The organism is Vibrio sp. (assembly GCF_047973365.1).
GTDB lineage: Bacteria > Pseudomonadota > Gammaproteobacteria > Enterobacterales > Vibrionaceae > Vibrio.
The window spans coordinates 1-12,512 of the sequence record NZ_JBKEBW010000060.1; the positions used below are offsets into that span (position 1 = coordinate 1).

Here is a 12,512-nt window from a genome sequence, read left to right on the forward strand (position 1 = left end):
CTGTACATATAACAGATGATGAACATGACATGCTTATCGGTACAGATAGGACACAAAAAGGCTGCTCTGTTCGTGTTGATGAAGATTTTACAGGTACAGTGGAGTACGACTCAAATAGCTGCAAGGTTTCTATTATCAAGTAAGCCACGTAAATACAGCCTACTCGCAAATTAAAATAACAAAAAGGAGCCTAACAGCTTCTTTTTTATTATTAGTTGCGTTGTTTTTTTTGATTTCCGCGCGCTACAGCATGGTGAGCTCAATATCACGCCGCTCTCAACGCCCATTTCCAAACCGTCATCCAGACCATCTCCGTCACTGTCGGCATTAAACGGATCGGTGCACATCGCCAGCTCCTGACGGTCGCTGAGTCCATCACCGTCACTGTCAACAAATGCATCTTCGACTGATAACAAACCTTCTGCCGAGAGTTTTGCATCAAACACACCAGTAGCGATATTCTCTACCCACAACCCTCGCGTTTTTGTAAAGTCATAATAAGCAATAAGGTCGTCTTGCCCTTTCAAGGGTGAACGAATGATATAAGACTGAATATCTTCTTGACTCAGCGCACGAGACCACAACTGCACATCATCCATTTCACCATCAATGAAATCCATCACTTCAGATTTCACTTTAATCGCACCGATTAAGAAGGCGTTTTTATTCACATTATTAAAGGTGACGCTTGACCGACTTTGAACGAAAACACCATTGACATAGGTATTGAATTTCTGCTGTTCGGCATCATAAACCAACGCCAGATTGACCCACTGCTGTACATTAATACCTGTATCTTGTGAGTTAATATAACGGTCCCCAACACCAGCATATATACGATTTCGCTCAGTTATACCTAAATATGCTCGGTGATTAATGCCATCATGGGCACCAAATCTCTGAGGCTCTCCGCTTACACGATCAAACTTGACCCATGTAGATAACGTAAAAGATTCATTGTTTCCTAAGCTAGGATGCAACTGAACAAATTCATCAATACCACTCAAATGCAATGTTCTTGCTAACGTGACTGTTTCAACATTAGCTTCGCTCTGCAATTGATGATTAAGATAAACATAGTTATCCCAAGCGGTTTTTCCATTCGCTAAAATCTGATAAGTGTCTTGTTTGTTAGGATTACTTCCAATTTGAACTTCTATACCATCCGGTATTCCATCACCATCCGTGTCAGGGTTGCAGGGGTCTAGTCCCATGGACAGTTCAACACCATCACTAAGACCATCGAAATCTGAGTCTTCTAATCCCTTGTCCAAACACGTATATTCAGCGAAATCATAGATGCCGTCGTCGTCAGTATCAGCAATAGAAAAAGAACGAGGTTCGGATTCAATCGGATTGGACGCACGATTATAGCCAACGATTTTCCAAGCCATTTGTTTTTGTAATAGATGAGAAATGTCGCCCAAATTAAGTTCCAATACAGAGCGGTTCATTCCGGAACGCAATTTGACCCATTCGCCATTCGTTAGAAGATAAAATTCAAAAAATGTGATCCCATCTGCACGCCAATGAAATGTGACATCACTTTGGTTAAGCGTCTGATTAATGTCTGGAGAAGTGAGTTCAATTGAAGCGTCGATAACTGACGAAAAGGAAGGTAACTTTGCGGCATGATTGCCTAACGAATCATACACAATACTGTAATAAGCATCATCTTGTGAGACCCGAATTAACTCGCCATTTTTATTATAATCGTAATTGATTGCAGGTTGTGCTACCACTTGAAAAGTAACCAACAATGAAACAACTATTGAAGTAAAGTATCGTCCTTTCACAGCATCACCTCGTCAATTGCAACGAGTTGAGTATTTCAGAAAAAAATACAAATGTGTAAGCACAACTCAGTTAATAACCGATAAACTGCTAAACGTTTACTTACAATCACTGAGTCTCACGTTGAGGACATTATTATTAGTCGCCACTCCCCGCTGTCATCAATCAATATTTTTTGACATTGGGGGAAGCAGTCATTATCATTTTTGGCGTAGCCAAATCAAGAGCATTGTTGACTGATCGACTTACTTTTATAATTCAAAACTCAACACGAATTAAATCACAAAACTTCTTTTATTACTTTGCTCACACTAGCCCTAGTCCACTTTTTCGCACCATTCAATGGTTCAACACCTTGCTCATTTAATCTTTTAGCAATTTGTTGATTAAACATCCCTTTCTCATGCATTTGAACAATCAAAACCTCCTTTGACTTTTTGTTCTCTGCATGAGTAATTTGACTATTTGAATCCTCTGCGGCAATTAACCTATCAACGTTCAACCTATTTCTACATGCACTCTTTACCCATGCAGAAAAGCTCTCTGTGCCCAACCTATGGTTATCGATTGCATTTAATAATTCACGCTCAAAGCGAATGTACTTCTTAATTGAGCAACGATTTCGATTAACTTGTTTCATAGACTTGGACATGTGCGCACACCTTATTATTTGTGCCAACTGTGCGCACAATTCAGTGTGCGCACAGTAAAAGAAATCATCGCTTTCCTTCATTCTGCAAAAACACTTCAAATGCACAACCATCTTTACGAGTCAAATTCGGAACAAACCGTGAATATATGCGAAACAACATTGTTGTCGTTGTATGCCCCATTTGATTTGCAATCCATTCAGGTGACTCACCCGATGCCAGTAGCAATGTGGCAAATGTATGTCGTGTCTGGTAAGGATTACGTTTCTTCAATCCCGATTTTGCCAACGTCGGATACCACATATTCCGTGACACTACTTGATAATTTAGTGGCAACCCTTTGCTATTCGTGAACACAAACGGGCTTTTGTAGCCTGATTTCAATTTATGCTCTCGTAGCGCATTGACAACCCGCTCAATGAGCGAAATCGTACGGTAAGAACCTTGAGTTTTCAGTCCTGACACTTCTCCACGATTTAAGCTTTGACTCACAGTGATGACCTTATTTGTTAAGTCGATATCTTTCCACATCAATCCATCAATCTCTCCCGTTCGCATTCCAGTAAAGAAACGAGTGATTAAGTAACACTGAAATTCATCCGGAGCACAGCTAATTACTTTTTCGATTTCCTGTATAGAAAACGGGGCAACATCCGTTCTGGGCACTTTTAAAGCTTTGATATTTTTCCATGGTGATTTAAACTCATACCGATCGGCGGTTTCATCAAGGATCATCCGGAGTGGTGTCATAATATGATTGATACGCGAAGGGCTTAGAAAACTTCCAGTTCGTCCCGGTACTTTGGCGAGGATGGTACGAAACTGTAAGATTTGTCCCTTATTGATGGCGCTGATCTTCTTACTCCCAAAAACTGGGTTCAGGTACTTATCGATTGTTCCTTCCACAACCATAAGATGCCCTTTTGACCACTCAATCTGCTTCTCCAATAACCAAGTTTTCGCGAATTCTTCGAATTTTGGTGAATTTGGCGAATCAAAATACTGCTTTGAAGCAAGCTCTCGCTGACTAATTTCAACAAAACGTTTGATGCTGCGACTATTAGGAAAATACTTCGAATAATCAAAGCTATCTAACAAGATTTCAGCTTCTATGTTCTTTAAAAGCCTCTCCAATCGATTTCGGTTAGGTTTGTTATCTAAAAGTTGAGTTTGTTCACGGCACCTAATGCCTTTATAGCGGAACTGTAAAACTAATTTCCCATTTCGACTATTTAAAACGCCCATATAATCTCCTTACAAACCAGCAATCAATGAGTGAGTAGAAATTCCTACGAGCATTTCCTCTTCAACACGTTCCCATATGAAAAGGATCTTACGCCCACCAAATGGTCGTATATAGTGAATCCCCTCAAACAGAACACTGTCTTTTAGTTGTTCTCGAATCACTCTAACATCGTACTTAATACGTTCTGCTAACTCCGCAGTTGTAAGATAGGTGTTATCCATCGTACAATCTCCTATTGATTAAATTTACCCACTAAGAAGCTTAATAATCTCCTACAGAACTAAATGTATCACAAAAATAACCTTTTGCAACCATTTTTAACCTACAGGAGAACATTTTAATCAGGAGAAGAACATGCTGAAGTGTCACCTATCAAAAATAATGGGCGAGAAGAGACTAAAAATTTCTGATGTATCGAGAGATACCGGAATAAATCGCGGAACGATAACTCGCATGTACAACGAAACAGCGACAAGAATTGAAATTGAGGTAATCGACGTATTGTGTGGGTATTTAAATGTTCAAGTTGGTGAGCTATTTGAGTATGTCGATAACACTGAAGACCAAATAGAAATTTAAGTGGGGATTATATAATCCCACTTAATCACATTTGTTATACACAACCACTTTGGGCACCGATTTGGACACCAAATGGGCACCGATGATTTAGATGACATAAATTCAAAAACGCTGGACGTGCAAAAAACGCAATAAAGCGTTTTAATTTCAATAGATTAGAACTTAATTGGGTGCTAGAAAACTTGGAGCGCGTAGCGAGAATCGAACTCGCAGCTTTAGCTTGGAAGGCTAAGGTATTACCATTATACGATACGCGCGCATCGATAGGACGTTGTTACTATGCCACAGAGTTGAAAAAAGAAAACCGTTTTTTTATAAAATCTCGTTCGTTTGCATAGTTAGTAAACAATTGAAGTTTAAGCGGTTAAATTTACATCTCTCATTTCCCCTTAAGTCACGTTGTAACACAAAAAAGCCCCCAAAAAGGAGGCTAAAATTCGAAATCTGTTTAATTAGATTCTTGAAGTTTGAACGTAATTCTTCAATTCTTCATTAGAAACAGTAGTAATGTACTCATCGTTTAAGTAAAACGCTACGCTGTCGTCCACTTTCTCACCACGTAAAACTTTATGAGAGCCGTCAAGATAAGAAATGTCCATTTGCATGGTATTCTCATCAATTTGCTGCATAGTAGTCGACTTAACATCGCTATTATTCGATAGTGGAACTGTAGTCATGGATGAATCTAAACTATCATTCACTTTTAAAATAGCGTCAGCTGGTGTATCAACCACTGCTGGAGACTTACCTGATAGAGGGTTTGTCCCTGTCCAGAATTCTACTGCGTTAAATATAAACAAGTCAGCAAAAGAAGCGATAGCGTAAACTGGCGAGAGAAGTAGGAACATACCTTCACGACCATAACGGTTATCAACGATTTCCAAGTTGAATTTACCAACCAAGCCTGTAGTTGCCATTTGTCCCATACAACCAGTTAAAGAACTCACACCTAATGCTGCTACCACTGCTACTTTAATTGCTTTACTTTTCATCAAGATCACCACTGAGTTGGATAAAACGTAAGTGTAGTCAATCATATGCACATTAGGAAATTTCTGAAGCAAGGATTGACAAAAACCTTACATAACTCAATGAATTCTATCTACATTTTCATTTATGAGAAAAATAATTCAGTTTTTGCAGCGTTATTAATTCATCTTCTTGATACTTAACCTACCAATTGCAAAGTCAGCATTATCCTTAATAACTATATGTGGTCTACAATTGTGGTGAGGAACGGTCTTATGTTCACTACCCCAATGCAGGAGGTGCTAAATGAACATTCGTGAAAGCATTGACGCACTAGAGCAACAGATCTATATCGCTTGCTCAGAAGGAGACTACGAAACGGTCAATATGCTTGAAGCCCAACTAGATAAATTGCGAGGCAAAGCAGAACACCCTTTCGATGAAGATCCCTACTCCTTAGAAGGTCGACCTTTTTTTGATGATGACTGGAGCTAACCATGGGGGAGCTTAGGCTCCCCCTAATCGATTCTCGTTAGAAGAATTTAATCGACCCCCTACCAGCAATTTTTTCTTCTGGCTGAACTTCTTCTTTCGTTTTACTCAGCTTGGGTTTTGTCTCTGACTTGGGTTTCTTAGCCTTTTCTGCTTCAGTTTTGTTCTTTTTCTGCTTGTTCTTTTGCGCTTCTTGAGGCTGTTGTTTTGCTGGTTTAGCTTTAACTTCTTCAACAACCTCTTCAGTAACTGGCGCATCACAAATCACCAGATAGAATTCCTGATTAAACTCGATCAGATCGCCATCGTATAGTTTTCTGCGTTTACGAATTTCCACTTCACCGTTAACAGCAACGTAGCCTTCAGTGATGGCGTATTTTGCTTCCCCACCACCACTTACAGCATCGGCAATTTTTAACACTTTGTAGAGTTCTATTGGCTGGCTAGCAACTTCGACACCAACTGCCTCAATTTCAATTTCTGCTTCGTTTTGCATATCGGAATCAAACTCGTTCATTACACATACCCAGTAAAATTTTGTGCAGTTTAACGTTTTACTTTTTTTTTATAAACCGAAAGTTGTTTACAAACTAAAAGCCCTTTATAAACTGAAAGTTGTTTATATGTCGAAACTGATTTATAAATCTAAAATGAAGGATGAATATATAGAAAAGGATGACTATAATTGCGAACCGTTGCAATAACAGTACTGACCACATTGGCAGCAATACCTTGCTGTTACGGAAATATCATTGCAGTTGAGATATTAACGGATGAATCCTATCCCCCCTATACTTATGCTGAAAATGATGAAGCTGTAGGCATTTATCCTGATATCGTTCATGCTATTGATCAAAAATTAGAAGATTTTGAGATATCAATTCGCCCGGTGCCTTGGAAACGCGGACTAAAACTCGTTGAATCAGGCCGCAGTTTTGCATTGATGCCTCCTTATTTTCATCCCGAAAGCAGAAATTTCATTTCCCCTTATTCGCATCCGATGCTGAATGAAGATGTGGTCGTATTTTGCGATAACGAAATCATAGATCAGAATCCAAGAACAATATGGCCAGAAGACTTTTATGGCTTAACTATTGGTATCAATTCCGGATTCAATATCGGCGGTAGCGATTTTTGGCAAGCTTCTGACGATGGCAAGCTTTTCATTTCTGAGGCCAAAGGTAATCAGTTGAATCTTATTAAACTACGTAGTCGAAGAATTGACTGCTACGTCAACGATAAGATCTCTATTCTTTGGCAAACAAAACGTCTACTCGACGAAGAAATTTTAGTGAAGCCTCTTACCTTCCGTTTAGCCACTCATATTAATACTGAATCAGGGTATATGGCTTATACCAACGTCAATGAAGCGAATTATCCGTATAAAGAAAAGTTTGTAAAACAGTTTGATGCTGCACTTATTGAACTTCAAGACTCAGGGCAAATAGAGAAAATTGTTCAGACTTACACTGGTGAATAGCCTCACAAATACCCTCTTTCCTACTTGGAAACGGCACTTTTCCACACCTTCTGTAAGAAAAGCCCTATAGTACTTCCATCTGCTAACGCAACTAGAATTGATCGGGGGTACACAACATGACAACCAATACTAAAACAGCTCTAATTATTGACAGTTTTCCAATGGTGCAGAAAGTAATACAGCACATGCTGGTTACAAACCATAATTTTGATAAGGTACTGCTAGCTAGCGATGCCTTTGCCGCGGCTTCGGCATTAAGACAAAATGATATCGACTTAATTATTCTAGATATCCAACTGGCTGGTTTTGATGGTTTAGATTTCCTACGTCGAATGAGAGCGAAACAATTCGCGGGTAAAATTCTGTTCGTATCGAGCAATGAGCACGGTATGTATTCAAATGCTGCCAAAAAAATGGGCGCGAACGGCTATGTATTAAAGACGGAAAGTACAGAGGTCGTTCAAGACGCTATCTCAAGTGTATTGCGTGGTTACAATGTATTTAAACACCATAGTGACAACGAATTTTCAGCATTATCTAAGCGAGAAACTATTGTATATAACTACTTAGTGAAAGGGTTTACTAACAAACGTATTTCAGAGCTGCTTTCAATTAGTACCAAAACCGTAAGTACTTATAAGAGCCGAATCTTGAACAAATGTAATGTTGATTCAATCATTGAGCTTGTACAACTAAAAGAGACGGCTTAAGAGACCGAGCACAGCTCAATTTTCTTTTTGATAATATCCGAAAGCAACATGTGCAAGGGATTGCTTTTATTACTCGATTTCATCACCGACACCAACGAATAGTTATCAACTTTTTGATATATCTCGGGAAGATCCCGAAAACAAAAACGCTCATTCGTGACATCAAAGAACTGACTAATAGAAAACCCATCAATTTTTTCAATTGAATTCAGCATGCAGACTAAGTTATCGACAAAAGCATAGATATTAAGATCATGTCCTGCTGATGTGGTAATTTCATGCAACAGAACTCGAACATCATTTCGTCCACGAGCTGCCATTCCAATAAATGGTAAATCTAACACTTCTTCATCGGTTAAGTTCGCCAATCGTGCAGGCAGAATCATGCCATGCTTTAATGTCTTAATACGTCGCTGGTAAATGGACTTACTCAAGATGGGATTAAAATAGTTTACACCGATATCAATAGTGCCATTGTCGATGTCTTGTGTGGTGTGATTATCGTATGTGAGTAGAGAAATGGTTGCTTGAGGAAAAGTCGCTTTCAACTCCATAAGAAGATCAGCTCCAAGCTGCATATGCATAACGGGAATAATGGCGATAGATATATCACCATCATAATTTGCACAATCAATCGTATTCTTTGCCAAGGCCGACTGGATAGTATTAATACCATCAATTAAGTTAGGGATAACGTCTTCAGTAAATGCGGTAGGTTCAAAGCCCTGGCTGTCTCTCACAAATAACGGGTCATCGAGCTGTTCGCGCAATTTGGAGAGATGTTTACTTACTGCACTTTCCGTTACCCCTAAAGAGCGGCCAACCAACTTCAAGTTTCGATGTTTGTATAACAAAACAAAGGTTTGCAGTAAATTGTAATCCAAATTGTTTGCCATAGCCTTTTTTTATTCCCCTACCTTACATTGGTAATACGGCGGTTAAATGCCTGTTTTGCAGCATCACTCTTTTTCTTGGCAACCAATTTATCACTCTTTTTAAGCATTGGCGAATTCATTAAAGTCTGCTCACATTCAAAGATTAAATCTCGTATTCTATTTGAATCAAGCTCTTTAGGGAAAGCGTGTTCCATTGCAGACAGTAATGCTAAGGTAGCATGATGACAATTTTCTCTTTGCTTAAAGTACTCAAATGCCACACTTGCACCTTCCAGGCTATTTTCATTACTCACCTGACTAATATGGGTCAACATTTTTTCAACTTCTTTGACCGCAAGCTGACATTCATGTTCTAACACGCGCCGTTGTGCCACCAACAACAAATTGTCCCAATCCATTGAATCCTCTTGCCACTTAGGTAAGCGATTTAGAATACGACTACATAAATCAGGCTGTTGGGCAAGTAATGTCAGTTTTGTATAATAGAGAACTGTAAGCTTCGAACTGGCTTCAACTTTATCTATACACATTGTCAGACGTGTTAAAAATTGTTTGTTATTGCCTGATAAATATTCAAGATGGATCTCGAATAGTTCATTAAACAACACGTATTCATTGTCATTTTCACCCTTGAGTTTATTCATTTCTTGTTTAACTGAGGTGATCACGCGAAGCACATCATCTTGCTTAGGGGTAATACTGAGCAATAGGTTCCGAACCACATTAATATGGTTAAGCGGAGACTCTTTGTGTGTTCGATATGCAGCGAGTCGATAAGAAGAAAACTGCTGGAACGCTTTCTTGTATTGGCGATGTATTTCGCTCAACTTGGCATAATAATACAGCCGTTCCATGCTGGTTGATTTCATGAGAGAGCGGTCAATTTCAATTAGAGCTTTACCGACTTCCCCTTTTATCAGGCAAAGTTTACTTTTGAGTTCATGTACCAAAGCACTTTTGTCTAATTGCTGTTTATCCCATTCATAATAAAGTTGGTCTGCCTCGTCATACTCTTTGTTTAAAATGCACGCATTTAATAGACCAGCCATCACCCAAGGTGATTTGCAGTGAGCGAACAAGTTAGCATAAGCCACTTTCCCCTGAGCAAAATAACCACAATTAATTAATGTCTCAGCATGCAAACGCTGAATGTAAGAGGCATATTTGGAATGCATTTTTTCCGCATCCGTGAAGGCACTGTGTATTTTATCTATTTCAGAGTCTTTAGGTAATTCATACAGCCCTTTCAGCGCACATTTGCGAACAAAAGCTCTAAGAATTCTGCTTTTAACCACCGTAGTGGTATAAGGCTTGATGATATATTCGTCTGGGTCAAGCTCGACTATCGCCTTTACTGTCTCTAACTGCTTCTCCCCAGTAAGCAAAATGAATGCACACCAAGGTGGTATGAGCCCTAAGTGACAAATTTCTTCATAAATTTGCTTACCATTTAAGTCATCACCAAAGTTGTAGTCACAAATGATCACATCCATCTGTTCTTCACTGAGCTTTTTGAACACAGCTTTGGAATCCTTGGCGGTAAAAACACGTAATAAAGAAAACCCCATGTCCCTGAGTAATCTTTTCATGTCAGTTAGAATGAGCGGTGAATCATCGGCAATCAATACCTTTGCATTAGCGATGACTTGAGTTCCAAATTGCATGCGTATGAAATTAACCCCCGACTATTTGTCCATTAAAGAACTGGTTTATTGTTGTTTATCTGTATACAGATTTTCATCAGCTCGACGAATAACAGATTCTATAGGTTCATTTTCCATCATTTCAGCCACACCAACCGAGACTCCAACATTTAATGCGTACGGAGAAAAAGTGGTTGCGCCAACAGTTTCTTTCAGACGAGCGGCTAAGCTTAATGCGTTTTCATTTTTACACCCTGGCAGAACAGCAAGAAATTCATCACCGCCAGAGCGGATTAAGTAATCGGTATCACGGAACACTTCTTTCATTGCGTTAGCAATCTGTTTAATAGCTTCATCACCCACATGATGACCATATGTATCGTTGATGGCTTTTAGTTTATTGCCATCAATCGCCAAGATACTTGCCCCTTTATCTTTAATCGCACTTTTAAAATCATTGCTTTCAAGTGCGTTGCGGTTTAATAACCCTGTCATTTGGTCTTGAACAATACTGCTTTGCGCTTCGCTAAGTTTAATTTTGTTCAGATTTAATTCTTTAAATCTGAACATAACAAAGCCACTCACTAACCAAATAACCAGAAAGAACATTACCGTACGGTAAACTATGGATTGTACCGGCACTTTGTATACGTATACGGTTGAGTTATCTGCCACAAAATTTATGGTATAAGCGAATCGACCACCCATAGTACTGTTGCCATAGATTAACTCGTAGAAAGCCACGCCATTGATCAGTTTCTTTTCCACATGCACATTGGAAGCACCATCAAAACGTGGCATAAAAATGTCGATGTTCACATCACCGACGATAACGTTCTGAAAATAGATCGGGCTTGATATGGTGATGAAAACGTCTCCGTCGCCATTACGGTAAGGATCTGAAATCAAAATTCGATCAGAAAGCCTTCTGTCTGGAGCTTCTAGAGCACAATTTCGACGACCTAAGCACTGCTCTATCTCAATATTGACACCTTTCTTGTCAACCGAGGTCAACGAGCTAGTGTAAGAGCGGTAATACATCACATCCCGCTCTGGTAGAATAGTCGGCATCTCATCGACTAACTGATGAAACTCGTTTTCGATAGCAATATCGATATTGGTCAGCTCATTGATATCATTGAAACGGTAGAAATCGCCGCTTTGATTGACCAATAGGTCTTTACTTCCCTCTTCAATGGCATCGAACTTACTCACTTCGCTCTCAAGGATCTTACCTGTGAAGAAAAGTACTTGGTTATATTGAGCCACTGTTTTAGTAAATTTTTCGAACTGCAATTCACGTTCATTGATATGTGAATCAATATAAAACAGCATAAATATCGTGTAAAAGATCAGGCTAACCATAAAACTGGTTAGCACGATTTCTTTGATATTTTTTCTCGTTTTTATCGTCATATGCTGTGACTTGGAATCAGATAATGTTCTTGTTGATGCTCATCAGTTCCACAATCGATTTCACATTGTATTTTTCTAAAATGCGAGATTTATACGTACTGATTGTCTTCGGACTCAGAGAGAGAATACTGGCGATTTCTTTGTTACATTTGCCATCCACCAAATAAGTGAACACCACTAACTCCTGCTTAGACAGTTGAACATTATTCGACCCGCTGTCTTTCATCAGTTTATAGAAACTATAACCATTTAAAATACACTCGACTGCGTCGTTGAGAATGTTTAAATCTTCCGATTTACACACATAGCCATCAGCACCCAGTTTATAAGCCGTCTCAGAATACAAACGACTATCGTTGGCTGAAATAAATAGTGATTTGCCGGTAAACCCGTGAGATTTGATACGACGAAGTAGTTCAAAACCATCCGATTTCACCAAATTAACATCTAGGATCAAGAAATCAATTTGCTCTTTTTGAATCAGTTTCTGCGCTTTAACTGGATCTTGTTCAACGATGACATTTTCGAATCGTTCGCCTTTTTCCAATAGTTGTTTGATTGCAGCACAAACTAGTGGGTGATCGTCGACAACAAGACAAGTTAGAGAAGTCTTTATATGAATCATTACAGTTAGCCT

The 12,512-nt window shown here is 39.1% G+C and carries 14 protein-coding genes and 1 tRNA gene; 4 read left to right on the top strand and 11 right to left on the bottom strand.

What is annotated here, in order from left to right:
• Window positions 1-170 precede the first annotated feature (170 nt).
• The 4 genes from ACK5MF_RS08600 to ACK5MF_RS08615 all read right to left on the bottom strand — a co-directional run bounded on the left by ACK5MF_RS08600 (window position 171) and on the right by ACK5MF_RS08615 (window position 3,911).
• Entirely contained in the window at window positions 171-1,796 is a 1,626-nt protein-coding gene (locus ACK5MF_RS08600; RefSeq protein WP_416921283.1) for a LamG-like jellyroll fold domain-containing protein, read from the bottom strand.
• A 278-nt stretch (window positions 1,797-2,074) separates the two neighbouring features.
• Complete coding sequence (locus ACK5MF_RS08605) at window positions 2,075-2,446, bottom strand: DUF3950 domain-containing protein (protein ID WP_416921285.1); 372 nt, start codon at window positions 2,444-2,446, stop codon at window positions 2,075-2,077.
• Window positions 2,447-2,510: 64 nt separating this feature from the next.
• Window positions 2,511-3,689, bottom strand: a complete 1,179-nt coding sequence (locus ACK5MF_RS08610; RefSeq protein WP_416921286.1) for an Arm DNA-binding domain-containing protein — start codon at window positions 3,687-3,689, stop codon at window positions 2,511-2,513.
• 9 nt (window positions 3,690-3,698) lie between these two features.
• Window positions 3,699-3,911, bottom strand: a complete 213-nt coding sequence (locus tag ACK5MF_RS08615; RefSeq protein WP_102941335.1) for a hypothetical protein — start codon at window positions 3,909-3,911, stop codon at window positions 3,699-3,701.
• Between the two features lie 133 nt (window positions 3,912-4,044).
• Here ACK5MF_RS08615 and ACK5MF_RS08620 point away from each other — a divergent pair, with 133 nt between their 5' ends.
• On the top strand, window positions 4,045-4,269 hold the full coding sequence (locus ACK5MF_RS08620; RefSeq protein WP_416921289.1) for a helix-turn-helix domain-containing protein: 225 nt from the start codon (window positions 4,045-4,047) through the stop codon (window positions 4,267-4,269).
• Window positions 4,270-4,452: 183 nt separating this feature from the next.
• On the opposite strand, the gene ACK5MF_RS08625 is transcribed toward ACK5MF_RS08620, so the two are convergent.
• Together ACK5MF_RS08625 and ACK5MF_RS08630 are read right to left on the bottom strand one after the other, a co-directional pair.
• Window positions 4,453-4,526: transfer RNA gene (locus ACK5MF_RS08625), tRNA-Gly, on the bottom strand.
• 195 nt (window positions 4,527-4,721) lie between these two features.
• Window positions 4,722-5,261 carry a DUF3332 domain-containing protein gene (locus ACK5MF_RS08630; RefSeq protein ID WP_416921291.1) on the bottom strand — a complete coding sequence of 180 codons (540 nt, stop codon included), beginning with the start codon at window positions 5,259-5,261 and terminating at the stop codon, window positions 4,722-4,724.
• A 283-nt stretch (window positions 5,262-5,544) separates the two neighbouring features.
• On the opposite strand from ACK5MF_RS08630, the gene ACK5MF_RS08635 reads away from it, so the two are divergent.
• Window positions 5,545-5,733 (top strand): hypothetical protein, encoded by a 189-nt coding sequence (locus ACK5MF_RS08635; RefSeq protein ID WP_416921293.1) that lies wholly within the window; start codon window positions 5,545-5,547, stop codon window positions 5,731-5,733.
• A 37-nt stretch (window positions 5,734-5,770) separates the two neighbouring features.
• Here the strand turns inward: ACK5MF_RS08635 and ACK5MF_RS08640 are convergent, their stop codons facing one another.
• Window positions 5,771-6,247 carry an RNA-binding S4 domain-containing protein gene (locus ACK5MF_RS08640; protein ID WP_416921294.1) on the bottom strand — a complete coding sequence of 159 codons (477 nt, stop codon included), beginning with the start codon at window positions 6,245-6,247 and terminating at the stop codon, window positions 5,771-5,773.
• Window positions 6,248-6,415: 168 nt separating this feature from the next.
• Between ACK5MF_RS08640 and ACK5MF_RS08645 the strand changes: the two genes are divergently transcribed.
• Window positions 6,416-7,210 carry a substrate-binding periplasmic protein gene (locus tag ACK5MF_RS08645; RefSeq protein ID WP_416921296.1) on the top strand — a complete coding sequence of 265 codons (795 nt, stop codon included), beginning with the start codon at window positions 6,416-6,418 and terminating at the stop codon, window positions 7,208-7,210.
• A gap of 116 nt (window positions 7,211-7,326) precedes the next feature.
• Window positions 7,327-7,920, top strand: a complete 594-nt coding sequence (locus ACK5MF_RS08650; RefSeq protein ID WP_416921298.1) for a response regulator — start codon at window positions 7,327-7,329, stop codon at window positions 7,918-7,920.
• On the opposite strand, the gene ACK5MF_RS08655 is transcribed toward ACK5MF_RS08650, so the two are convergent.
• Genes ACK5MF_RS08655 through ACK5MF_RS08670 form a run of 4 tightly spaced genes read right to left on the bottom strand, consistent with a single transcriptional unit; the run spans window position 7,917 to window position 12,500 of the window.
• Window positions 7,917-8,816 (bottom strand): LysR family transcriptional regulator, encoded by a 900-nt coding sequence (locus ACK5MF_RS08655; RefSeq protein ID WP_416921300.1) that lies wholly within the window; start codon window positions 8,814-8,816, stop codon window positions 7,917-7,919. The two genes, ACK5MF_RS08650 and ACK5MF_RS08655, sit on opposite strands and share 4 nt — an antisense overlap.
• Window positions 8,817-8,833: 17 nt before the next feature.
• The gene (locus tag ACK5MF_RS08660) at window positions 8,834-10,480 is read right to left on the bottom strand and encodes a response regulator (protein ID WP_416921302.1); all 1,647 of its coding nucleotides are present in this window, start codon (window positions 10,478-10,480) and stop codon (window positions 8,834-8,836) included.
• Window positions 10,481-10,525: 45 nt separating this feature from the next.
• Window positions 10,526-11,875 carry a diguanylate cyclase domain-containing protein gene (locus ACK5MF_RS08665; RefSeq protein ID WP_416921304.1) on the bottom strand — a complete coding sequence of 450 codons (1,350 nt, stop codon included), beginning with the start codon at window positions 11,873-11,875 and terminating at the stop codon, window positions 10,526-10,528.
• 16 nt (window positions 11,876-11,891) lie between these two features.
• Window positions 11,892-12,500, bottom strand: a complete 609-nt coding sequence (locus ACK5MF_RS08670) for a response regulator (protein WP_416921306.1) — start codon at window positions 12,498-12,500, stop codon at window positions 11,892-11,894.
• Window positions 12,501-12,512: the final 12 nt, after the last annotated feature.

Coding starts and splice junctions, on each gene's coding strand:
- ACK5MF_RS08605 (WP_416921285.1), bottom strand. CDS start 2,446: ATGTCCAAGTCTATGAAACAAGTTAATCGAAATCGTTGCTCAATTAAG.
- ACK5MF_RS08610 (WP_416921286.1), bottom strand. CDS start 3,689: ATGGGCGTTTTAAATAGTCGAAATGGGAAATTAGTTTTACAGTTCCGC.
- ACK5MF_RS08615 (WP_102941335.1), bottom strand. CDS start 3,911: ATGGATAACACCTATCTTACAACTGCGGAGTTAGCAGAACGTATTAAG.
- ACK5MF_RS08620 (WP_416921289.1), top strand. CDS start 4,045: ATGCTGAAGTGTCACCTATCAAAAATAATGGGCGAGAAGAGACTAAAA.
- ACK5MF_RS08630 (WP_416921291.1), bottom strand. CDS start 5,261: ATGAAAAGTAAAGCAATTAAAGTAGCAGTGGTAGCAGCATTAGGTGTG.
- ACK5MF_RS08635 (WP_416921293.1), top strand. CDS start 5,545: ATGAACATTCGTGAAAGCATTGACGCACTAGAGCAACAGATCTATATC.
- ACK5MF_RS08640 (WP_416921294.1), bottom strand. CDS start 6,247: ATGAACGAGTTTGATTCCGATATGCAAAACGAAGCAGAAATTGAAATT.
- ACK5MF_RS08650 (WP_416921298.1), top strand. CDS start 7,327: ATGACAACCAATACTAAAACAGCTCTAATTATTGACAGTTTTCCAATG.
- ACK5MF_RS08655 (WP_416921300.1), bottom strand. CDS start 8,816: ATGGCAAACAATTTGGATTACAATTTACTGCAAACCTTTGTTTTGTTA.
- ACK5MF_RS08660 (WP_416921302.1), bottom strand. CDS start 10,480: ATGCAATTTGGAACTCAAGTCATCGCTAATGCAAAGGTATTGATTGCC.
- ACK5MF_RS08665 (WP_416921304.1), bottom strand. CDS start 11,875: ATGACGATAAAAACGAGAAAAAATATCAAAGAAATCGTGCTAACCAGT.
- ACK5MF_RS08670 (WP_416921306.1), bottom strand. CDS start 12,500: ATGATTCATATAAAGACTTCTCTAACTTGTCTTGTTGTCGACGATCAC.